Source organism: Clostridium sp. YIM B02569 (assembly GCF_022320765.1).
GTDB classification, from domain to species: domain Bacteria; phylum Bacillota; class Clostridia; order Clostridiales; family Clostridiaceae; genus Clostridium; species Clostridium beijerinckii.
The window spans coordinates 1-22799 of the sequence record NZ_JAKJJX010000009.1 but is presented as its reverse complement, the minus strand read 5'-3'; the positions used below and the strand labels follow the sequence as shown (position 1 = coordinate 22799).

At 30.2% G+C, this 22799-nt stretch carries 22 protein-coding genes; 21 read left to right on the top strand and 1 reads right to left on the bottom strand.

From position 1 onward, the window contains the following. Window positions 1-6: 6 nt before the first annotated feature. The 14 genes from fabF (at window position 7) to L3B96_RS09630 (ending at window position 13050) form a co-directional block, all read left to right on the top strand. Complete coding sequence (gene fabF, locus L3B96_RS09690; protein ID WP_238860582.1) at window positions 7-1242, top strand: beta-ketoacyl-ACP synthase II; 1236 nt, start codon at window positions 7-9, stop codon at window positions 1240-1242. 361 nt (window positions 1243-1603) lie between these two features. Continuing rightward, window positions 1604-2119 (top strand): acetyl-CoA carboxylase biotin carboxyl carrier protein, encoded by a 516-nt coding sequence (gene accB, locus L3B96_RS09685; RefSeq protein WP_039771297.1) that lies wholly within the window; start codon window positions 1604-1606, stop codon window positions 2117-2119. 3 nt (window positions 2120-2122) lie between these two features. Beyond that, window positions 2123-2551, top strand: a complete 429-nt coding sequence (gene fabZ, locus L3B96_RS09680) for a 3-hydroxyacyl-ACP dehydratase FabZ (protein WP_238860581.1) — start codon at window positions 2123-2125, stop codon at window positions 2549-2551. 14 nt (window positions 2552-2565) lie between these two features. Further along, window positions 2566-3918 (top strand): acetyl-CoA carboxylase biotin carboxylase subunit, encoded by a 1353-nt coding sequence (locus L3B96_RS09675; RefSeq protein WP_017210850.1) that lies wholly within the window; start codon window positions 2566-2568, stop codon window positions 3916-3918. After that, entirely contained in the window at window positions 3911-4774 is an 864-nt protein-coding gene (accD, locus tag L3B96_RS09670) for an acetyl-CoA carboxylase, carboxyltransferase subunit beta (RefSeq protein WP_039771293.1), read from the top strand. Before L3B96_RS09675 ends, accD begins: the two co-directional genes overlap by 8 nt. 2 nt (window positions 4775-4776) lie before the next feature. Beyond that, window positions 4777-5595 (top strand): acetyl-CoA carboxylase carboxyltransferase subunit alpha, encoded by an 819-nt coding sequence (locus L3B96_RS09665; RefSeq protein WP_017210848.1) that lies wholly within the window; start codon window positions 4777-4779, stop codon window positions 5593-5595. 798 nt (window positions 5596-6393) lie between these two features. Then, on the top strand, window positions 6394-6807 hold the full coding sequence (locus L3B96_RS09660) for a HutP family protein (protein ID WP_023973440.1): 414 nt from the start codon (window positions 6394-6396) through the stop codon (window positions 6805-6807). Window positions 6808-7337: 530 nt separating this feature from the next. Continuing rightward, entirely contained in the window at window positions 7338-8354 is a 1017-nt protein-coding gene (locus L3B96_RS09655) for an ABC transporter substrate-binding protein (RefSeq protein WP_077855763.1), read from the top strand. Beyond that, the gene (locus tag L3B96_RS09650) at window positions 8354-9256 is read left to right on the top strand and encodes an ABC transporter permease (RefSeq protein WP_238860579.1); all 903 of its coding nucleotides are present in this window, start codon (window positions 8354-8356) and stop codon (window positions 9254-9256) included. Before L3B96_RS09655 ends, L3B96_RS09650 begins: the two co-directional genes overlap by 1 nt. Then, window positions 9222-10016 carry an ATP-binding cassette domain-containing protein gene (locus L3B96_RS09645; RefSeq protein ID WP_065416663.1) on the top strand — a complete coding sequence of 265 codons (795 nt, stop codon included), beginning with the start codon at window positions 9222-9224 and terminating at the stop codon, window positions 10014-10016. Before L3B96_RS09650 ends, L3B96_RS09645 begins: the two co-directional genes overlap by 35 nt. A gap of 506 nt (window positions 10017-10522) precedes the next feature. Continuing rightward, on the top strand, window positions 10523-10609 hold the full coding sequence (locus L3B96_RS27430) for a hypothetical protein (RefSeq protein ID WP_343073086.1): 87 nt from the start codon (window positions 10523-10525) through the stop codon (window positions 10607-10609). A 131-nt stretch (window positions 10610-10740) separates the two neighbouring features. Then, window positions 10741-11583 (top strand): Ig-like domain-containing protein, encoded by an 843-nt coding sequence (locus L3B96_RS09640; RefSeq protein ID WP_238860577.1) that lies wholly within the window; start codon window positions 10741-10743, stop codon window positions 11581-11583. Continuing rightward, entirely contained in the window at window positions 11580-11780 is a 201-nt protein-coding gene (locus tag L3B96_RS09635) for a hypothetical protein (protein ID WP_238860575.1), read from the top strand. The genes L3B96_RS09640 and L3B96_RS09635 overlap by 4 nt, the downstream gene beginning before the upstream one ends. A gap of 220 nt (window positions 11781-12000) precedes the next feature. After that, a complete protein-coding gene (locus tag L3B96_RS09630) occupies window positions 12001-13050 on the top strand; it encodes a galactose ABC transporter substrate-binding protein (RefSeq protein WP_238860573.1) in 1050 nt (349 codons plus the stop codon). 33 nt (window positions 13051-13083) lie between these two features. On the opposite strand, the gene L3B96_RS09625 is transcribed toward L3B96_RS09630, so the two are convergent. Continuing rightward, window positions 13084-13635, bottom strand: a complete 552-nt coding sequence (locus tag L3B96_RS09625; RefSeq protein WP_238860571.1) for a hypothetical protein — start codon at window positions 13633-13635, stop codon at window positions 13084-13086. Window positions 13636-14684: 1049 nt separating this feature from the next. Here L3B96_RS09625 and L3B96_RS09620 point away from each other — a divergent pair. From L3B96_RS09620 to L3B96_RS09590, 7 genes are all read left to right on the top strand, one after another. Further along, a complete protein-coding gene (locus L3B96_RS09620) occupies window positions 14685-16367 on the top strand; it encodes a sensor domain-containing diguanylate cyclase (protein ID WP_238860570.1) in 1683 nt (560 codons plus the stop codon). 547 nt (window positions 16368-16914) lie between these two features. Further along, window positions 16915-18513 carry an MBOAT family O-acyltransferase gene (locus tag L3B96_RS09615; RefSeq protein ID WP_238860568.1) on the top strand — a complete coding sequence of 533 codons (1599 nt, stop codon included), beginning with the start codon at window positions 16915-16917 and terminating at the stop codon, window positions 18511-18513. After that, entirely contained in the window at window positions 18500-19858 is a 1359-nt protein-coding gene (locus tag L3B96_RS09610; RefSeq protein ID WP_238860566.1) for a lipolytic protein G-D-S-L family, read from the top strand. The genes L3B96_RS09615 and L3B96_RS09610 overlap by 14 nt, the downstream gene beginning before the upstream one ends. Before the next feature lie 15 nt (window positions 19859-19873). Continuing rightward, window positions 19874-21385: an amino acid adenylation domain-containing protein gene (locus L3B96_RS09605; protein ID WP_238860564.1), complete on the top strand. Its 1512-nt coding sequence runs from the start codon at window positions 19874-19876 to the stop codon at window positions 21383-21385. Window positions 21386-21409: 24 nt separating this feature from the next. Beyond that, entirely contained in the window at window positions 21410-21622 is a 213-nt protein-coding gene (locus tag L3B96_RS09600; RefSeq protein WP_238860563.1) for a hypothetical protein, read from the top strand. Between the two features lie 177 nt (window positions 21623-21799). Further along, the gene (locus L3B96_RS09595; RefSeq protein WP_238860561.1) at window positions 21800-22027 is read left to right on the top strand and encodes an acyl carrier protein; all 228 of its coding nucleotides are present in this window, start codon (window positions 21800-21802) and stop codon (window positions 22025-22027) included. A gap of 178 nt (window positions 22028-22205) precedes the next feature. Then, complete coding sequence (locus L3B96_RS09590) at window positions 22206-22754, top strand: VanZ family protein (RefSeq protein WP_238860558.1); 549 nt, start codon at window positions 22206-22208, stop codon at window positions 22752-22754. Window positions 22755-22799 lie beyond the last annotated feature (45 nt).

The following is a 22799-nucleotide window of genomic DNA, read 5'->3' as shown; positions in this document are numbered from 1 at the left end:
AGATTTATGGAAAGAAGAGTAGTAATTACGGGGATGGGAGCTCTGACTCCGATAGGAAATGATGTAAGTACGTTTTGGGATAATGCAAAAAGCGGAAAGCTAGGAATAGATTATATAACTTTAGTTGATAAAGATTTAGTAGATGTAAAAATAGCAGCAGAAGTTAAGGGCTTTGATCCAGATACTTTAATAGGTAAGAAAGAAGCAAAGAGATTAGATAGATTTGCTCAATTTGCTTTGGTTGCATCAGATGAGGCAATAAAGGATTCAGGAATAGATTTAGAAAAAGAAAATCTAGAGAGATTTGGCGTAATGCTTGGATCTGGTATAGGTGGATTTGAGACTATTGAAACTGAATGTACTAAAATTGCAACTGGAAAGTCTAAAAGAGTATCTCCATTTTTCGTTCCTATGACAATAATAAATTTAGGTGCAGGAAATGTAGCTATTAAATATGGATTAAGAGGACCATGTACATCAGCAGTAACTGCTTGTGCAACAGGAACAAACAATATTGGTGATGCATTTAGAACAATAAAACATGGTTATGCAGATGTAATGCTTGCAGGTGGAGCAGAAGCACCTATAACTAGACTTGGAGTTACTGGATTCCATAGTATGAAGGCATTAAATTCAGGAAATAATCCAGAAAGAGCTTCTATTCCTTTCGATAAGGAAAGAGGTGGATTTGTAATGGGAGAAGGTGCAGGAGTTGTAATTCTTGAATCTTTAGAACATGCTGAAGCTAGAGGTGCAAATATCATAGCTGAAGTTGTAGGATATGGATCAACTTGTGATGCATATCATATTACATCTCCAGATCCAGAAGGAGCAGGAGCTTCAAGAGCTATGGCTGATGCGTTGCAAGAGGCAGGAATTAAACCAGAACAAGTTTCTTATATAAATGCTCATGGAACTTCAACAGAATTAAATGATAAATTTGAAACAGCAGCTATTAAAAAAGCGTTTGGAGAAGAAGCATACAAAGTTCCAATATCTTCAACAAAATCTATGACAGGTCATCTTTTAGGAGCGGCAGGAGCAATTGAAGCAATAATATGTGCAAAGGCTCTTGAAGAAGGATTTATCCCACCAACAATCGGGTATAAAACAAAAGATGAAGAATTAGATTTAGATTATGTTCCTAATGTTGGAAGAAAGCAAGATTTAGAATATGCACTTACTAACTCTTTAGGCTTTGGTGGACATAATGCCACTTTACTTTTGAAAAAGTGGAAATAATAAAGATATATTTGGTAAAATAAAAAGTGTTACATATATTTTATGCCAGAAAAGTTAAATGCAGTTAATAAGAAATATTAACTTTTGAATGTAACTTAGTACGGCATAAAATATATAAATAATATTTTTGAATAAGATATATATATATATACATTGCAGAAAATAATTCCTAAGAATAATTCTAAAAATATTACAAGAATTTCACACGTAAATGTGAATTAAAAATTGAGCATTGTGCATTGCGAATTGAAATGTGAATTGAGCATTGTGCATTAAGCTGTGAATTGTGCATTATGAATTGTGAATTAAATTATGAATTGTGAATTGTGAATTGCAACATATATAAGAGGAGGATATTTTTATGGACTTTGAAAAAATTAAAGAGCTTGTTAAATTGGTTGACTCTTCAAGTTTAGCCTTTTTTGAGCTTCAAAGTGGAAATGATCATATAAAGATGGATAAATCATTAACTAGAGGATTAGCTGATAATGGCTCAGGAAATTATACTCCAGCTGTAAATAATCAGGTTAACACTGCTGCTAGTTCACTTAGTTCAGTAGAAAGATCAGAAAATCATATAGTGGAGAAAGAAGAAGTAAAGGCTGCTGAAAAAGAAGTAGTTATAGACGATAAGGATGTAAGTATTATAACTTCTCCTATGGTTGGAACATTTTACTCTTCAGCATCACCAGAAAGCTCACCTTTCGTAGAAGTTGGCGGCACAGTTTCTAAGGGAAAGGTTATTTGCATTATAGAAGCTATGAAACTTATGAATGAAATCGAAAGCGAATATAATGGAGTAATAGTAGAACGCTTAGCTAATGACGGAGATATGGTAGAATATGGCCAGCCATTATTTAAGGTTAAGGGGGAATAATTAATGCTTGATATAAATGAAATAAAAAAAATTATACCACATAGATACCCAATGCTTTTAATAGATAGAGTAACTGAAATGGAAATAGAAGAAAAACAATTTGTAAGAGGATATAAAAATGTTTCTGCAAATGAAGCATTCTTTCAAGGGCATTATCCAGAAGAACCAATTATGCCAGGAGTACTTCAAGTTGAAGCTTTAGCTCAAACAGGAACAGTTGCTATTCTTTCAATGGAAAGATTTAAAGGTAAGACTCCATTATTTGCAGGTATCAATAAAGTTAGATTTAAAGGAAAAGTTGTACCTGGAGATAAGCTAGATTTATACTGTGAAATTATTAAGATTAAAGGACCTATAGGTATTGGAAAAGGGATTGCCTCAGTAGATGGAAAAACAGTTTGTGAAGCTGAAATACTTTTTGCGTTGCAGTAGGATAGGTGATAAAAATGTTAAAGAAAGTGCTAATTGCCAACAGAGGAGAAATTGCAGTTAGAATAATTAGAGCTTGTAGAGAAATGGGAATAAGTACAGTAGCTGTTTATTCAGAAATAGATAAAGAAGCACTTCATACTCAACTTGCAGATGAAGCTGTATGTATTGGTTCTGCAATGCCTAAAGATAGTTATTTAAACATAACAAACATTCTAAGTGCATGTGTTTTAACTGGAGCTGACGCTATACATCCAGGGTTTGGATTTTTATCAGAAAATCCTAAATTCGCAAAGATGTGTAGACAGTGCAATATTAAATTTATAGGTCCTGATTATGAGACAATTGAGCTTATGGGAAACAAGGCTAAAGCAAGAGAAATTATGAAAGCTTCTGGTGTCCCAGTAGTACCTGGATATGAAGGTGAAATCAGAGATGAAGCCCATGCTTTAGAAATTGCAAAAGGTATTGGATACCCAATAATGATAAAAGCATCAGCAGGCGGCGGCGGTAAAGGAATAAGAGTTGCTAATAATGATGAAGAATTCTTGATGGGCTTTAAAACTGCTAAAACAGAAGCAAAAGCTTGTTTTGGGGATGATTCATTATATATAGAAAAATTTGTTCAAAAGCCAAAGCATATTGAATTTCAAATATTAGCTGATGAACATGGCCATGTTATACATTTATGTGAAAGAGAATGTTCAATGCAAAGAAAGAACCAAAAGGTTTTAGAAGAAGCACCATCAAATGTATTAACAGAAGAATTAAGAGCTAAAATGGGTGAAATTGCAAAGAGAGCAGCTTTAGCTGTAGATTATAAGAATGCAGGAACTATAGAATTCTTGTTTGATAGAGATAATAATTTCTACTTCATGGAAATGAATACGAGAATACAAGTAGAGCATCCAATTACTGAAATGATTACAGGCATAGACTTAGTAAAAGAACAATTGAAGATAGCTTCAGGAGAAAAATTAGCTTATACTCAAGATGATATAAAGATTAAAGGTCATGCAATAGAATGCAGAGTTAATGCAGAAGATCCAGAACATGATTTCAGACCATGTCCGGGAACAATCGAAGAGCTTTGTGTCCCAGGGGGGATGGGAGTAAGAGTTGATTCAGCTATATTCTGTGGGTATAAAATTCCTCATTGCTATGATTCTATGATAGCTAAATTAATTACTTTTGGTGATAATAGAAATGAAGCTATTGTAAAAATGGATAGAGCATTAGCAGAATTTGCAGTAGGTGGGGTAAAGACTAATATTGATTTTGAATTATCAATACTTCATACTAAAGAATTCTTAGAAGGAGATTATGATACTTCATTTTTAGCAGAAAAGATGGTGAAGAAGAATGCTTAAGGATTTATTTGTAAAAAGACAATATGCAACTGTTAAATCCTCAACGTTAAAAAAGAGTGTTTCTGAAGAAAAGCCTAATATACCATCAGGTATGTGGGAAAAATGTGATAAGTGTAATTCGATGATATATGCAGAAGACTTAGAAAATTCTAAGTTCGTTTGTGCGACTTGTGGTCATCATTTTAGACTTAATGCAAAAGAAAGAATAAAAGTATTTTTTGATAAAGATACTTTTAAGGAATTCTGGAAAGACTTAAAAACTACTAATCCATTAGATTTTAAAGGCTATGAAGAAAAATTGAAAAGCACTAAGACTGATAGTACAGAAGCTGTTGTTACTGGAGTTGGAAAGCTAAATGGTATAGAAGTAGCATGTGCTATTATGGATAGCTTCTTTATGATGGGAAGTATGGGAACTGTAGTTGGTGAAAAGATTACAAGACTTATAGAACATGCTACAGAAAATAAGCTTCCATTAATGATTTTTACAGCATCTGGCGGTGCTAGAATGCAGGAAGGTATTTTTTCACTTATGCAAATGGCGAAGATAAGTGCAGCTTTAGCAAAGCATAGTGAAGCTGGTCTTTTATATATTTCTATATTAACAGATCCAACAACTGGAGGAGTAACTGCAAGTTTTGCAATGGAAGGTGATATCATTTTAAGTGAGCCGAATGCATTAATAGGATTTGCAGGAAGAAGAGTTATTGAAAACACAATTAAAGAAACTCTTCCGGATAATTTTCAAAAAGCAGAATTTTTACTTGAAAAAGGTTTTGTTGATGCCATTGTTGAAAGAAAGAATATGAGGGCATGTATATATAAAATTCTTATTTTGCATGGAGTGAGGAATTAATTATGGATAAAGATTTTATGAAAATTAATGTAACACCATGGGAAAGTGTTGAAATAGCAAGGCACAAAGACAGACCATCTGGGCAATATTATATAGAAACTATATTTAAAGATTTCATTGAATTTCATGGAGATAGAAACTTTGGTGATGATCAAGCTATAATTGGTGGAATCGCATCTATTAATGATATAAATGTTACAGTTATAGCAATAACTAAAGGATCAAATACTAGTGAGTATATAAAAAGAAATTTTGGAATGCCTAATCCGGAAGGATATAGAAAAGCATTAAGACTTATGAAGCAGGCCGAAAAATTTAAAAGGCCAATAATTTGTTTTATAGATACTATGGGAGCATTTCCAGGTATGGGAGCAGAAGAAAGAGGTCAAGGGCAGGCTATAGCAAATAATCTTTTTGAATTAAGTAGATTAAAGACACCAATAATTTCAATTATAACAGGTGAGGGCGAAAGCGGAGGAGCTTTAGCTTTAGCAGTTGCAGATAAAATTTTTATGTTAGAACATTCTATATATTCAGTTCTTTCACCAGAAGGATTTGCTTCGATTCTATGGAAAGATCCAAGCAGAGTTAAAGAAGCAGCAGCAGTTGCAAAAATTACTGCTAAAGATTTAAAGGGTTTTGATATAATTGACGGTATTGTAAAAGAACCTAGGGGTGGTGCACATAAAAACCCTGTTAAAACAGCAGAGGTTCTTAAGAAAACAATTGTAGATAGCTTGTTAGAATTAAAAGAAAAAGATTTAAATGAACTAATAGATAATAGATATAATAAATTCAGAGCTATGGGAAACTTTTATTAATTATATTTCTAGTTGCGATATATTTTATATAGATAAACAATATATAACCTAGACTTATGCAATAATCCACCGAAAGTAAAAACATTGTTATTTCACAGGACTATGAAAATTTCGCTGAAAGTGCTAAATTGCAGGTTGCACCACTAATGCTTGCTCCCAATTTCATTGTGACAAGCATCAATGGAACAATCTACAATTAAGACCTTTTAACAGCTCATTTTCAATGCCTGTTGCATAAAAATGTTTCTACTTTCTAGTATGATATTTATTGCAAAGTATAAATCGAATTCTTAAGTTGTTTATCTATAGTATAAATCTATAGATATCCAACTGTAAAACTAGACTTATATTATACTTTACCGAAATCATAAATATTTTGATTCCGAAAAGCTATGAAAATATCGCTGAAGGTTCTAAGCAGCAGGTTGTATCCATTTTAGCATGCTCCAACTTTCAGTTTGACAAGCTAAAATGGAACAACCTACAGCTAAGAACCTTTAACAGCTCATTTTCAAATGTTTTCTTCACAAATATATTTATGATTTCTAGTGAAGATATGAGCTTAAAGTTTTAGTGACTTTGTAAATATGTTCATCTAATAAGTCTAATTCTTAAATTGTTTATCTATAGCTTACAATTGATTTATATATGGCAAGATTTAATATAGGGGCTAAAGAGTAGAGAAGTACTCTTTAGTCCTATTTTTTTGTTTATCTATGAATTATCAGATTATTTTGAAGTATAAGAAAAGTTAATGTGTTATAATGTGCCTAGAGAATACGTTGGAGGTATCAAGTTATGGAAAGCAATAGTACAAGAGTTGCAAAGATAGCTACTAAAATGGCTATATGTGATAGACATGAAGAAGAGCATTTAAAAAAAGTATATGCAGAGAAGGGGATTAAAGTTACCGCAGTAAATGTGGGTGGAAATATAAACTCATCAATAGCTAAAATACTTGAAAGTGCATTAGTTGCTGCAAAAAGAAACGAGTTAATAAGAGAAGAACATTTGCATGAAGGTGCTGTTATAGGTGCAACTAGAGATGCGGTTATTCAAGTTGCAAATAGAGCAAATGGCCAAAATGTAGGTGGGAAAATTGGAATAGCTAGAGGTGGAGAACATATTTCAGTGTGTATATTCTTAAGTATTGGACTTCTGCACTTGGATGAAGTAGTTATAGGAATAGGTCACAGGGCATTGCCTTTATAAATTTTATAGGCGGAAAAATAGTTCTTTGTTATTTGGGTTATTGTCCTTTTCGGTATATTGAATATTTTAAGATATGAAACAAAAAAGGTTCTAGGCTTGCAAGGTTGTATTCGTTTTAAAAAGTCTCACTCTTTGTGTGACAAACTAAAGTGGAAAAACCTTCATGCTAGAACCTTTTTTATGTTTTATTTTCAAATACTCTATGCGTATATATGTATGCTGTAATCTTTGCAGTCATATAATATTTATAATTTATGGCTACAAAGATTATTGTTGTTAAGGGTTACAAACACATAATTATAATTTTTACAATAAAAAACTAAAAAAGCTTGCAAAGTAGAGGTAGAAACTTTACAAGTATTTCAAAATATGATATCATAACTTAAAAGATTTATAAATTATTATCAATTTATTTGAATATTTATCATAAATATAGATATATATTTATGATTGTATTTATTGAGAAGGTAGTTGGCATTTTGGAGTATAGTAGGAAATTGATAATAAGAATATAGTAGGGGGATAGAAATATGGTAGGAAAAAAGAAAGCAGCCATGCTGCTATGTACAGTTTTAGTTGGAGGAATTCTTGCGGGATGTGGAAAAAGTGCAACGGATTCTAATAATGGAGGCGCTTCATCATCGGCAGTGAAGAATATTGGAGTAATTCAGTTGGTTCAACATGATGCGTTAGATGCATCTAATAAGGGATTTGTCGATGGATTAAAAGAAAAGGGATATGAAGAAGGTAAGAATATTAAAATTGAACAGCAAAATGCTCAAGGTGAACAAGCTAATGCGCAAACAATTGCTAAGCAATTTACAGATGCAAAGAAAGACTTGATTTTTGCAATTGCAACACCAGCAGTTCAAGCAGCTTATAATTCAACTAAAGATATTCCAATAATATTTACAGCAGTAACAGATCCTGTTAAAGCAGAAGTAGCAAAGGATTGGAAGAGCTCAGGAACAAATGTTACAGGTACATCTGATAAAGTCCCTGTGGACAAGCAAATAGAACTATTAAAAAAATTACTTCCAAATGCAAAAACAGTAGGAGTAATTTATAACACTTCAGAAACAAATTCTGTAACTCAAGTTGATGAGCTTAAAGCAGCGGCAGATAAACAAGGCTTAGCAGTAAAAGAAATTGGTGTTACAAATGTTAATGAGATAAATCAAAATTTAGCAAGTGCTTTAGGTCAAATAGATGTATTATATACACCTACAGATAACACAGTTGCTTCAGGATATGCGTTAGTAGGTAAACTTTGTTTAGATAAAAACGTTCCTATAATAGGTGCAGAAGAAGCAGTAGTAAATAAAGGTGGACTTGCTTCAATAGGAATAGATTACTACAAATTAGGAAAAGAAGCTGGTTATAAAGCAGCAGAAGTTTTAGATGGAAAGAAGCCATCAGATGTTGAAATAAGCACATTAAGTGATATGTCATTTACTATAAACACTGATGTAGTGAAGAAACTGAATATAACACTTCCAGCAGATATCGAATCAAATTGTAAAAAGGTAACTGGAGGCGTTGAGTAGTGGGTGTTTTAATAAATATTTTAGAACAAGGGCTGCTATTTTCATTGGTTTCAATCGGAGTATATATAACTTATAAAATTTTAGATTTTCCTGATTTATCAGTGGACTCTACATTCCCACTTGGGGCTGCAATTTCCGCAGCTCTTTTGGTAAATGGGGTTAATCCATGGAGTAGTATAATAATAGCAACCTTAGGTGGAGCGATAGCTGGAGGAATAACAGCATTTTTGCATGTTAAGCTTAAAATAACAAATTTAATGGCTGGAATATTAGTAATGATAGGATTATATTCTATTAACTTAAGAATAATGGGAAAAGCAAATGTTCCATTATTTAATACCCCTAATTTATTTAAGTCATCAATTCCGGCTATAGTAGTGATTTTAATAATGGTTATTGTAGTTAAAATACTATTAGATCTATATTTAAAGACTAAATCAGGATTTTTGCTTATAGCTGTCGGAGATAATGAACAAGTAGTTTCATCTCTTGGAGTAAATAAAGATTTAGTTAAAGTGTTAGGTCTTATGATAAGTAATGCATTAGTTGCACTTGCAGGAGCACTAACTGCACAATACCAAGGATTTAGTGATGTTGGAATGGGAACTGGTACTGTTGTAATGGGGCTTGCGGCAGTAATTATCGGAACATCATTATTTGAGAGGTTGTCTTTTGTTAAAGTGACTACCTTATCAATACTAGGGGCAATCATATACAAGGCGGCAATAGCAATAGTATTAAAACTTGGATTAAATGCCAATGACTTAAAATTAATGACAGCTATAATTGTAGTTATAGCATTATGCTCTAATAGCGGTGTCTTGAAATTTAAGAAAAGAAAATCTGTTATAGGAGGTAGTGCTAAAGATGTTAAAAGTGAAACAACTATCCAAAGTGTTTAATCAAAATACAATAAATGAAAATAGGGTTTTTGATAGATTATCATTGGATGTTAAACAAGGTGACTTCATAAGTATAATAGGTTCAAATGGAGCAGGTAAATCAACATTATTAAATATGATATCTGGAACTCTTGAGGCAGATTCAGGATCAATATTAATAGATGGTGATGAAGTTATTAATAAACCTGAATACGCAAGATCAAAGTCCATTGGGAGAGTTTTTCAAAATCCATCAATGGGTGTAGCACCTAATATGACAATATTAGAAAACATTGCTCTTGCAGATAATAAAGGAAAATCCTTTGGGCTTAGCTTTGGGATAAATAAAAAGAGGATAGATTATTACAAAGAGATGGTAAAAGAACTTAATTTGGGGCTTGAAGATAAGCTTTATAATAAAGTACAACTTTTATCAGGAGGACAGAGACAGGCTTTAACTCTGCTTATGTCAGTAATGTCTAAACCAAAATTATTATTACTAGATGAGCATACAGCGGCACTAGATCCTAAAACATCAGAAATAATAATGGATATAACAAGAAATATAGTAAAAGACAGCGGAATAACAACCCTTATGGTTACCCATAATCTTAAACATGCTCTTGAAAATGGTAATAGACTTTTCATGATGCATAGAGGCAAGATTTTAGTTGACGTCAAAGGGGAAGAAAAAGAAAAGTTAGATAATAATAAACTTCTTGGACTCTTTGAGAAAGCTAATGGAGCAGAAGCCTTAAGTGATAGGACATTGTTTGGATAGGATACTTAAGCGGCTAAAGCTTAGCAAAGTATATTTAACAATAATAAATAAGAAATCAAATTATACATCGTCAAATAGATATGGCATAAAAAGATAATATCTATTTGACGATGTATTTTTTTATTCTTTAGTAACTGATTATGAAGGCAAAATCTTCGTAAAGTATAATGAAAATAGTTTTACTTTTCGAAAGAGATTATAGCCGAGTGAAATCTATGGGTAACTTTTAAAAGAAGTGAAATCTATAGTCTGCTAAACAGATTCTGTTATAATTTAGGTAACTTGACTTGTGTATAAATTTGAGAAATACTTCTATAGATATAAATCCATAGATTGCTTTAATAAAATTTTATAAAGAAATAGCATAGATACCTCTGATATTTTAGGTTATGTTGCAACACAAAAATTCTAAGAAGGTTAACCTATACTGACAATAATATTAAACGAAATGAAGCAATAAACAACTATAATTTTAGAGTTAAATTTATCATATTCATGATGGAGCTATGAAAACTGGCTGGTATTATGATGATAAATCTTCCAAATGGTATTATTTTGATAATAATGGAGCAATGGGGACTCCAGGAATATAAAAATCCATGTTAGGTAGGATTATTAAATTTAGTAAACTTATACGCGGTAATAACATAGTGAGATTAAAAAATCTGAAATTTTAAAAGAAAAATATGGTATAATTAAATAAAAATGGTTAGGAGAATGAGGTATGGAAAAGCTTAAATTAATAAAAGTAATATCAGGTTTACTGGTAGTAGCATCAGTATCAGTATTAAATCCTATAGAAATATATGCTACAGAAACGGAAGGAAACTCAGTTCAATCAACGGATACTATAGTAAACAACGTTGAATCAGAGTTAAAGGTTAATTCCGAAAAAGAATCAGATAAAAGTCTTAATAATAAAGATACAGTAAGCGTAACAGGAGTAATGTTAAATGAATCAAGCGCAGTTATTAATCAAGGAGATACTTTAAAGCTAAAGGAAACAGTATTGCCAAGCAATGCAGACAATAAAAAAGTAACATGGAAATCTAGTAATACAGATGTAGCAAGGGTAAGTTCAAATGGAGAGGTAAAAGGAATATCAGAAGGAACTACAACAATTACATGTACAGCAAATGACGGAAGTGGAAGATCAGATACATGTAAAGTAACAGTTTATTATTCTTATTACAACAAAATAGGATTGCTAAATAAAGATGGTAGTGCAATGGAACTTTATAGCGATGACAAATATAATAGTAATAATATAGTTAGCGAAGCAAAAAATAAGAGAACTTATTATGCAAAAGCGTCATCAGATAATATAAGTGTTAATATAAAAAGATTAGATGAAAAGTATATTAAAGTATTTAGGGTTACTTCATATTCAGATATTGGTGAAGTTAGAAAAGTAAAGCTTGTCGATAATGATAATATTGTTTTAGATCCAGGAACAACAACTCTTATTATAAGAGTATATAATAACAAACCAGATTCAAGCATAAAGTATGAAGATGATAATAATATCTTAAATGAATACGAAGTTAAAGTGGAGTTAGATAAGTGAATTTAATATTGGAATTAATTTTGTATTTTATTAGCTCAAGAATATCAATGGCTCATAATAGAATTGTTATGGGAATATCATCAGCATTATATAACTTTTTTAAAGGAAGTAAATGTACACCATATTCTGAGCAAATAGAAGTTATATTTAAAAATGAAAGTGAAGTATATAAATTTTTACCAGATATATTTGAATAGGATTGGGTAACCTCACTCCTGTGGAAAATAAAAATTATCAAGTATAAGTATTATGCTGAATGAAAATTTAGAGTTTCGATAGAGTGGTGTTTATTACCACTCTATTTTACTTACACTTAATATTAAATAATTGTAAAATACCCATAATAGCTTAGCATAAATATTTTCGCGATATACATAATAACATTGTGGAAAATTTCTACTGTTGGAGGAAGTAAAAATGTTTAAGAAAATGCTATCTATTATAATGTTTCTAATGATAATGTCATATATGTTATTTAGCTTTAAAGAAAAAGCCACATTTGCGAGTATTAATGCTGCTGAAAAAAGACCTATTAGAGTAGCTGTATTTTTAATAAATTTTAGTGATGATTATATTTCTTTAGTGCGTAAAGATTTAGAAGATATTCAAGAAGAAAATCCAGGAAAAGTAGAATTTACGTTTTATGATGCTAAATCAAATCAAGCAGTGCAAAATGAGCAGCTTGATAATGTACTTAAAGAAGGTGTTGATCTTATAATAATGCATCTAGTTAAGAACAGGGATGAATTAACGGTAAAAAGAGTTACTAATCAAATTGCTAAAGCTAATATTCCAGTGATATTTTTTAATAGGGAGCCGCTGCTAAGTGAGATTAAAAGATACAATAAATCTCTATATATAGGGTTAGATGCAAAAAGCGATGGAATTATGGAGGGCGAGATTCTTGCTAATGAATGGAACACAAGTAGAGATTCCATTGATAAGAACCATGATGGAATAATGCAATATGTTCTTTTAGAAGGTGAAAGAAATAATTTGGTAGCAGCTGATAGAACAAAATATTCTCTTTTAGCACTTAGTGAAGCAGGAGTAGAAACTCAGGAGATTGAAAGAGTATTTGCTTATTGGAGTAGAGAACTCGCAAAAGAGGCCATAGAGTCGCTATTTTTAAAAACTGGACCTAAGATTGAAGTCATAATTGCAAATGACGACTCTATGGCATTAGGTGCAATTGAAGCACTACAATCCTATGGATATAATTTAGGAGATAAAGAAAAAAATATTGCAGTAGTTGGTGTTGAGGGATTGCCAGAATCACAGAAGTTAATTAACGAAGGATTAATGTTAGGGACTATTTTTCAAGATCCAAAGGCCATGGCAGAAGCACTTTATACTATAGGAATGAATATGGTTCAAGGGAGAGATCCCATTGAAGGTACTGATTATAAATTTGATGAAACAGGAGTTGCAATTCGCATACCTAATCAAATTATATATAAGAAATAATTTGATTAGGTATTAAAATAGAAGAAGATTAACTTAATTGTTTTGAGTTTTAAGGTATTCGTAGTAATAACGAATAGCTTCATCAACAATGGTATTTAAATAAACATTATCATCAATATGAATAGCTTTAATTTTACTTAAGATTCTTACAGTAGAGCGTCTTAAAGTATAGCTTCTTACCATATCAAAAACTTCGCCATCAACAGATGGTGTTCTTCCATTTGGATTAACTTTTAAAGTTCTGTGGTCCAAAATTTCATTTTTGATATCAGGATTATATGGAATATCATGAGAATTTAAATTAGGTGTAGTATTAGTGCTATCATTGTTACTGTAATTATTATTATTATTATTATTGCTATTATTGTTGTAGTAGTTGGTGTTGGTGTTATCGTGAATTGTGGGTGGCGCAGGATGCTCAATAAGGTCTTCATCAGAATCAAAAGAAAAAGATTTTATAAGAGTCCCATCTAATTTAAGCTCTCCCTCTGAGAAGGTAAATATATCTGAAGATTCATTTTCCTCAATGGAAAAATCATCCTTGATTTCGCCTTTTACCTTAGATTTTTTTACAGACATGTTCATTTATAATTCCTCCCTATGTATTAAAATATGAAGAAATAATAGATTATATAAGCCTTATCATATGCAGAATTAATTACCCCCTCATATAAGATATATGCAAATATTAAAATATATAAATACTTTAATATGAAAAAATTTAAATTTTTTCATATATTCATAGGTTTCTAGGTTCATATTTTAGAATAAAAATAGGTTTAAATGTTTCTAGGAAAATAGGTTCATGGGAATATATTTTTCTAGGTAAGTATGTTTATAGAAAAATATTTACCTAGGAAAATATTTAAATATGTAAATATTTATAGGAAACATGAGGGTTTGAGATAGATGAATGAAAATTTATATAAAATATATTATGGCAGAAGTTAATAGTGACAGCCATAAAAGAGTACTTAGTACATTTATTGTTTTAAGTAAATAATTTATAGGTTATAATATTATGTATGTTAAGTGTGACAAGCCAAATGAGAGATAAGTTTGAATTTAGAACAGAAAATTGTTGATGATATATTGCGCATATGCTATAAGTACGAAAGTATTAATAAAGTTATTCTCTTTGGATCTAGAGCAAGAGGGGATAATTATTTATGAGAAGCATTGATTTTAAATATATGGAGTTGTGGATGTGTTTACTTAGCCAAAGTTTATGAAGTATGCAATCAGAAATAGTTAAAAGTGAAAGATAAAAATTTGATTAATATTTATTAAATTGAATATGTACTGCAAGAATTCTAGCAGTAATTGTGAACTATGCATTGAAAATTATGAACTGTGGCTTGTGTTTTGAATTGTGCATTGTGCATTGAAACATATATTATATCGAAAAGGGAGATTTAATAGTGAGTAAAAGCTTTACATTTAAACTGTATCTAATCTTTAGTACTATTGCTATATTAATGCCTACATTATTTATTATTTTAGTGCAGCAAAAAATAATTATATCCTTTGAAAAATGGGAAATTAGCAATTTTATTTATTTCATGTTTACTATTATTTTATTATTAGCCATTATTGTAAATAAAATTATAAGAGTATATATAAAATTAAAACAAATGAAAAGTAATTTAAATATTGGAGATAGGAAATATTCTAATGATGTTAAATTAATAGATGGAGAATCTCTATTCAATGAAATAGATAAAATAAATAGAAGTATAAGAATATTAAAATTTGAAAATAGTATTTTATATGATACAGCATTTGCTATATATAATATGGCATCTATCCAAGAGTTATTAGATACTATATTAGCTCGTCTTGTAACTCACACAAATGCAGATTTTGGATTAATATTTTTGTTAGAAAAAGATGAACTTAAACTGAAATCACATTCTAATGTTTTATATGAAGAGTTAGAGAAGACAACTTTCAGAATAGGTGAAGGTCTTGTTGGATGGACATTTTATAAAGAACAGGGGTTACTCACGGATGATGTTCAAAAGGATTTTAGATATATACGGTGCATAAGTGATACAAGAGCTCAGATTACAATTCCTATAAAAATGCATGAAAAAATATTGGGTGTATTAGTTTTAGGAAGTAAAAAAGCTTCAGATTTTGGAGAATCAGATTTTAAATTGATTAATACTATATCTGGAGAAATTGGACTTGCTATAAATAATGCCAAATTAACTGCTAAGCTTCAAAAAGAAAATCAAAATAATCAAAGACTGTTTGAGCTAACTAAAAGAATAACCTCATCTATGGATTTGGAAGAGGTATCTAATATGGGTATTAAGATAGTAACTGAGATTATAGAAGTTCATTCATGTACTTTAGGTATATTTGATAAAGTAGATGAAAATAAGATTAGTGTTATTTCATCTTATGGGGATGATAAAAAAGGTTTGGAGTTTAGTGGAACTGTGGAAGAAGCTTTTAAAAAGAAACATATGGCTGAAATAAAAACAGATAAAGGATACATATATTCTATTCCACTATTATCAAAAGAAAGTTGTATGGGTATTTTACATATAAACACAAAAAATAAATTGACAATAGAAGAAATTGAACTTATAAATGGAACCATAACACCTTTGACAAGTGCACTAGAAAATGCCTTTTTATACAAAAATGTAGAAAGATTAGCTACAAGAGATGGACTTACAGGAGTCTATAATCATCGTTATTTTCAAGATATGCTTGATGAATATATTATAAAAGTTCAAAAGGATGAGAATGATCTATCTATGGCAATGATTGATATAGATAATTTTAAAAAATATAATGATACTTATGGACATCCAGTAGGGGATCTTCTTTTAAAAAAGGTTGTAGAAGTTATGAGAAGCATTTTGCGTGATGAAGATGTCATATTTAGATATGGTGGAGATGAATTCACGATAATTTTGCCTTATACTAATAGTGAAGATGCAGGGGCTATTATGGAACAAATAAAAAATATTATTAGTGATTATAAATTTGAAATTGGTGATAAAGAGGAAGAAGAAACAGCATTAGATGTAGAATTGATAAAAGAAAGCACTTTCAAATCGGAAAAATTATTTAATTCTAATATCTTTAAGAAGTGGATTTCTGAAAAAGTTGGACTAAGCAAATCTAAGTCTATATCTAACACTTTTAATATTACGATTAGTGTAGGAATTAGCTCTTTAGTTGATGTCAATTATGATAAGGAAATGTTAATAAAAAATGCAGATAAAGCATCATTAAAATCAAAACGAAATGGAAAGAATCAAGTAACCATATGGAAGCCAGAATTAAATATGGATTAAAAAATAATCCAAAATTAATATATAGTTTCACACTGAAATTTAGATCAGGATATTACATAAATAAAAATATTTCCAATATACATATGAAATAGCAATGCGTTGTACCGACGGGAATACCACTTACCGTCGATACAACGTATTTTTTGTGGAATAATATGTGGACTATAGATAAACAATTTATGATTTCGGCGAGTTATATGCATAAGTTTAGGTCTTAGTTGGGTTATCTATACAAAAGTATTAAAAATTTCTTATATTTGTTATTTTACATATGGAACAAATGTTATAAAGTGCTATAATAAAAAATGTTTGGATATTAAATATTTTTTGCCATATATAAGTTTAAATAGTATAATTCATTCTTTATAAAACTATATATTGAAAAAATGATTCTTCATCATAATTCTAAAAATATTGCAAGAATTTTAGTCATGATTGTAAATTGTGCATTGTAAATTGTGACTTGCAGTATATATTTTAAGATAAATTTCTATGAATTAAACTTTTTGAAACATGTATATTAAGCTCTTTATAAGGATGTGGAATAATGTCGTTTTTGCAATTTAATTTTTGTATTTTTTTTGTTATATTGATTTTGACATACTATATTTTACCTAAGAAGGTTCAATGGATATGCTTACTTATTGGAAGTTACATTTTTTATATATCTGCTGGTGTAAAGACTGTTGGATATATAATTTTTACGACTTTGACAGTCTGGGTTGGAACAATTATTATAAGTAAAATTAGCGAAAATATGAAAATTGAATTAACTGAAAAAAAAGAAACACTGACACCTGAAAGTAAGAAACAAATAAAGGCTCTGGCAAAGAAGAAGCAGAGAATAATTTTTTGGTGTGTTTTATTAAGTAATTTTGGAATTTTAGGGTTTTTAAAATATTTTGATTTTTTATCAAAAAACATTGTTGGATTGTTTAACATGGTAACGCATCATGGAACAGTTCCAATGAAGTTGGATTTACTGTTGCCATTAGGAATATCTTTTTATACTTTTCAGTCCATGGGATACCTAATTGATGTATATAATGGAAAATATAAAGCAGAAAAAAACTTATTTAAATTTGCACTGTTTATTTCATTTTTTCCTCAAATTGTACAAGGCCCTATTAATAGATTTGATAAATTATCAGAACAATTATATAAAACTCACAGGTTTGATTGGCAGAAATTTAAATATGGTCTCCAATTGATTTTATGGGGGCTTTTTAAGAAAATGGTAATTGCAGATAGAGCAATTACATTGGTTAATGAAACATTTAAGAACTATGATAATTATAGTGGTGCAATTACAGTAGTAGGAGTTTTATTCTATTCATTACAGCAATATGCAGATTTTTCAGGTGGAATTGATGTGGCTATGGGGATTTCTGAATTACTTGGAATAAACATGGCTGTGAATTTTAGAAGACCATATTTTTCAACCTCGCTATCAGAATTCTGGCGCAGATGGCATATTACTTTAGGTGCTTGGATGCGTGATTATATATTTTATCCACTAGCTCTTTCAAAGAAAATGTCCAAAGTATCAAAACTAGCAAATAAACATCTTGGAAGAAAAGCAGGAAGAATCATTCCAGTTGCCTTTTCTAACTTAGTGGTATTTTTAGTTGTTGGTATCTGGCATGGAGCTTATTGGCATTACGTAGCGTGGGGATTATATAATGGAATTGTTATTGCCTTTAGCACTATTCTAGAACCGTTTTATGAATGGTTAAAAAGAGTAACTAAAGTAAATACTGAATGCTTCTCATATCATTTATTTAGGATATTAAGAACGTTTTTTATTGTAAATTTAGGATGGTATTTTGATAGGGCGAGTAATCTAAATTCTTCACTATACATGTTACATAATACTGTAGCAAATTTTAAAATTACGCAATTACTTGATGGTACAATTTATAAACTTGGACTTAAAGAACAGGATTTTAGAATTTTATTTTGGGCAACGGTTATTTTGTTTGCAGTAAGTGTATTACAAGAAAGAGGAGTAAAGATACGTGAATTTTTATCTAAGCAAAATTTGGTTTTTAGGTGGGCAGTATTTTATGCATTAATTTTTGCTGTCATAAGCTTTGATGCTAGTTCTGGAAATCTTCTAGGAGGATTTATGTATGCGCAATTTTAAATATAAATGGTTTAGTGGAATCATATTTATAATGGTATTTATTATTTTAAGTTATGGCTTAGCATTTGCCCTTGTGCCAAAGGGAAATTATTCACGAATGACAATGCGTGAAATGTATTCTGAGAAAAAAGACTTTGATGTGGTATTTGCAGGTGCTTCACTATCTCAAAGAGACATTAATCCGTATATTATGGACAAGGAATTGGGAGAGAATACTTTTAATTATGCATTTTCTCAGCAAATGTTTGTTGGTACTTATTATTCACTGAAAGAACTGTTTTCTTACCATAAACCTAAACTAATTGTTTTGACGGTTGATCCAGATAATTTTACTAGTAAGGAAGAAAAACCAATAGTATTTCTTTCAGTTTCTTTATATATGAAATCATTTTTAAATAAGCTTGAATATTATTTTGCATCGTCCCAAGATGGTTCTTACTTAGACAGGCTATTTCCGTGGCGTGGATATGATGTAAAATCACCTCTAGATGTAGTGAACAATATTTATGGAAAGTTTGATTCTTTTTATACAGATTATCCAAAACCGGGACAGGTAGAAGCTATGGAAAATAATAAGAGTGGCTATGTAGGAAAAGGATTCAATAAGGTTGATCCTAGTGATCAAAAAGGAACTTTAAATTACGATAATTTAAAATTACCTCCTTCTAATAAAAATATAGGTGATATAAACTCAAAAGATACAGAATATTTGAAGAAGATATCTCAATTATGCAAGGAAAATAATTGTGAGTTAATTCTTTTAACCACACCGTTTCCTACATTTCAAATTCTCAGAGTAAAAAATTACTTTGAATTTGATAATAAGGTAGCGGAGATAGCAAAGAACTTAAATATTCAATATTACAATTATAACTTAATAAAGGCAGAATTGTTTAAGCTTAAAAATGACTATCTTTCTGATACTGAGCATTTGAATACTAAGGGAGTAGAAGCTTTCTCTAAGTCTCTAGCAGCTTTCCTAAAGAAGCGCCAAAATGGTGATGATATGAGCAAATATTTTTATACGGAAGATGAATATTATGCATCAATAGATTATGTTTCATCTGCATGGTTCAATTGGAAAAAGAGTGATAGTACTATAACATTAAAGGCTGATTCTCTGCATGGGTCTAAAGTTATACCAGAATATCAATTTGTATTATTAGATTCAGAAACCGGACAGGAGCATATTATACGAGATTATGATAAAAATCCAGATTTTGTTTTTGATTCTAAGTCTTATAAGAAGTTTAAAATACGAGTAAATGCTAGGGCAAAAGGATCTAAAAATAATGATGAAATTCGTCATTATGACGAAGATGTCTCTAAAACAATAGCAAATTAATATGGAGGAAATATTATGGAAAAAAGCATTTTATCTTATCTTGAAAGATCAGAAAAGAAATTTCCAAATAAAGTTGCTTTTTCTGATGGAAAATATGAATTGACTTATCATGAATTAGTTGAAGAATCTAAAAGTATTGGTAGTTTTTTGATAGAAAACATAGGTATGCGTAAAGCTGTTGTTGTCTATATGGAAAAAGGCGCACGGAATATTTCAGCATTCATGGGTGCAGCATATGCAGGATGTTTTTATGTTCCATTGGATGCCCAAATGCCTGTAGAGCGTATTAACATAATATTGGATACATTGAAGCCAGCTGCTATAATTTACGACGATAAAACAGAAAAATATCTTTCCCTTATAGAAACAGATTGCATAAAAATATTGTACGATGAAATTTATATGTTACCAAAAAATGAAGAAAAATTAGTGGCTGCAAGAAGACAAATGATCGATACTGATCCTTTGTACATTCTTTTTACAAGCGGGTCAACAGGAATTCCAAAAGGTGTTATTGTATGCCATAGATCTGTAATTGATTATGCAGACTGGGTAGTTAAAACTTTTGAGTTGAATGAAAATACTACTTTTGGAAATCAGACACCATTTTATTTTAGTATGTCTGTATTAGATATATTTGCAACTATTAGAAGTGGAGCAACATTATACATTATTCCTAAAATGTTATTTTCATTTCCAGTAAAGTTACTTGGATTTTTAAATGAAAAAGAGGTTAACACAATTTATTGGGTTCCATCTGCATTAAGCATAGTGGCTAATTTAGGAGCTTTAGATGTCATTAAGCTGCCTGATTTAAAGAAGATTTTATTTGCAGGAGAGACAATGCCTACTAAACAGCTTAATATATGGCGAAGACATGTTCCTTATGCAGTATATGCAAATTTGTTTGGACCAACTGAGATCACAGATATAGGAATATACTATATAGTTGACAGAGAGTTTAATGATGATGAACCTATCCCAATAGGGGTGCCATGTAATAACGTAGATGCTTTGATTGTGGATGAAGATGGACAACTTGTTAAGGAATGTGGAAAAGTTGGAGAATTGCTAATTCGTGGATCTTTCTTGGTATGTGGATATTATAATAATCCAGAAAAAACAAGAGAAGCATTTATTCAAAACCCATTAAATAAGAACTATCCTGAAACTGTTTATTGTACAGGAGATTTAGTTTACTGGAATGAAAATAGAGAATTGGTTTATGTTTCGCGTAAAGATTTTCAAATTAAACATATGGGGAATAGAATAGAATTAGGTGAAATAGAGAATGCAATGAGCGCCTTAGAAGGTGTGGATATGTGCTGCTGCCTATATAATAAAGAAAGTGATCAAATTGTTGCTGTATATTCAGGAAACCTTGAGACTAAAAAACTATCACAGAATTTGAAGAAAAAGCTGCCTCGTTATATGCTGCCTAATGTCTGCTATAACAGAAGCAGTATGCCACTAAATATGAATGGAAAGATTGATCGTAAGAAGCTAATAGAAGAATATATAAAATAAATAAACAACATTAAATTTAGATTTATGCGGGAATCTAACGAAAGTAGAAACATTGTTATTTCGCAGGACTATGAAAATTTCGCTGAAAGTGCTAAATTGCAGGTTGAATCACTAATGCTTGCTCCCAATTTCATTGTGACAAGCATTAGTGAAACAACCGCTAGAGGAAACTCGACTCACGTTCGTTCGCTGAGTAAGCGATTCTCTCCAAATCAAAGATTTGGGTTCTCTGCTTAAGAACTTTTAACAGCTTATTTTCAAATGCCTGCTGCATAAAAATGTTTCTCCTTTCTAGTATGTTATTTAGTGTAAAGTATAAATCAAATTCTTAAGTTGTTGATTAGTGAAAAGAGATAGATGACAAATTTATATTTATTAAATAAGTGAAATCATAAAATGAAGGAGAGAGCTACTATGGAAAAGTTAATTGAATTATTACAAGGTGTTAGAGATGATGTTGATTTTGGTACATGTACAACTTTAGTTGATGAAGGAATTTTAGATTCGTTTGATATTGTTGAAATTGTTAATGTAATTGATGATGAATATGATATTGAAGTTCCTGCAATTGAAATAATTCCTGAAAATTTTAACAGTGCAGAAGCAATTTTTAACTTGATACAACATCTTTTAGAGGAATAGATTTTATTATAAGTTAAATGGCGAGATTAAAAATTATAATTATATAAAGTTACTGCACTAAATTATGTTTAGTGCAACTTTTGTTTTAAGCAAGTGATTTATGGGGTATAATATAAGATAACTATTAACAGTATTGAAATCAAATTCACAAACGGTCTAATTAAAAAGAGGTGGTCACTTGAAAAAAATCGTTATACTTTTATGTTTGTTCTGGATGGGATTTATATTTTATATGTCAGGAAATAACGGAACAATTTCTCATGAACAAAGCACTAAGGTGGTTAATATAATTGAAAATGCTCAAAGAAATCAAGAAAAATCACAAGCTGAAAATAAAGATAAGGCAGTAAGCAGTAGTGATAGTTCACAGGTAAATAAGAATAGCATTAATGTTAAGCAGGAAGAAGCAAGTAATTTAGATCATATAGTAAGAAAAAATGCTCATGCATTTATGTATATGGTACTAGCAATTCTAGTTTGCGGTGCACTTTTTTCTTATAATAAAAGCGGAAAAGGTATGATAATTTATATATTGTTTATTTGTTTATTTTATGCCGTAACTGATGAGTTTCATCAATATTTTATACCAGGAAGGACTTCATTAGTTAGTGATATTTTAGTTGATTTTATGGGAGCGATGATTGGATTGGGATTATTTTACTTTTGTTATTATAAGATTTATAAAAGAAATAGTTTTGACTATAATAGTGCAAAAATACTTGAATAATTTTACAACTAAATAAAATAAAAAAACATCTATGATAAATCCTTG

Bases quoted from the DNA above. Each gene is read 5' to 3' on its own strand.
- fabF (WP_238860582.1), top strand. From the start codon at position 7: ATGGAAAGAAGAGTAGTAATTACGGGGATGGGAGCTCTGACTCCGATA.
- accB (WP_039771297.1), top strand. From the start codon at position 1,604: ATGGACTTTGAAAAAATTAAAGAGCTTGTTAAATTGGTTGACTCTTCA.
- fabZ (WP_238860581.1), top strand. From the start codon at position 2,123: ATGCTTGATATAAATGAAATAAAAAAAATTATACCACATAGATACCCA.
- L3B96_RS09675 (WP_017210850.1), top strand. From the start codon at position 2,566: ATGTTAAAGAAAGTGCTAATTGCCAACAGAGGAGAAATTGCAGTTAGA.
- accD (WP_039771293.1), top strand. From the start codon at position 3,911: ATGCTTAAGGATTTATTTGTAAAAAGACAATATGCAACTGTTAAATCC.
- L3B96_RS09665 (WP_017210848.1), top strand. From the start codon at position 4,777: ATGGATAAAGATTTTATGAAAATTAATGTAACACCATGGGAAAGTGTT.
- L3B96_RS09660 (WP_023973440.1), top strand. From the start codon at position 6,394: ATGGAAAGCAATAGTACAAGAGTTGCAAAGATAGCTACTAAAATGGCT.
- L3B96_RS09655 (WP_077855763.1), top strand. From the start codon at position 7,338: ATGGTAGGAAAAAAGAAAGCAGCCATGCTGCTATGTACAGTTTTAGTT.
- L3B96_RS09645 (WP_065416663.1), top strand. From the start codon at position 9,222: ATGTTAAAAGTGAAACAACTATCCAAAGTGTTTAATCAAAATACAATA.
- L3B96_RS27430 (WP_343073086.1), top strand. From the start codon at position 10,523: ATGAAAACTGGCTGGTATTATGATGATAAATCTTCCAAATGGTATTAT.
- L3B96_RS09640 (WP_238860577.1), top strand. From the start codon at position 10,741: ATGGAAAAGCTTAAATTAATAAAAGTAATATCAGGTTTACTGGTAGTA.
- L3B96_RS09630 (WP_238860573.1), top strand. From the start codon at position 12,001: ATGTTTAAGAAAATGCTATCTATTATAATGTTTCTAATGATAATGTCA.
- L3B96_RS09625 (WP_238860571.1), bottom strand. From the start codon at position 13,635: ATGAACATGTCTGTAAAAAAATCTAAGGTAAAAGGCGAAATCAAGGAT.
- L3B96_RS09620 (WP_238860570.1), top strand. From the start codon at position 14,685: ATGAAAAGTAATTTAAATATTGGAGATAGGAAATATTCTAATGATGTT.
- L3B96_RS09615 (WP_238860568.1), top strand. From the start codon at position 16,915: ATGTCGTTTTTGCAATTTAATTTTTGTATTTTTTTTGTTATATTGATT.
- L3B96_RS09610 (WP_238860566.1), top strand. From the start codon at position 18,500: ATGCGCAATTTTAAATATAAATGGTTTAGTGGAATCATATTTATAATG.
- L3B96_RS09605 (WP_238860564.1), top strand. From the start codon at position 19,874: ATGGAAAAAAGCATTTTATCTTATCTTGAAAGATCAGAAAAGAAATTT.
- L3B96_RS09600 (WP_238860563.1), top strand. From the start codon at position 21,410: ATGCGGGAATCTAACGAAAGTAGAAACATTGTTATTTCGCAGGACTAT.
- L3B96_RS09595 (WP_238860561.1), top strand. From the start codon at position 21,800: ATGGAAAAGTTAATTGAATTATTACAAGGTGTTAGAGATGATGTTGAT.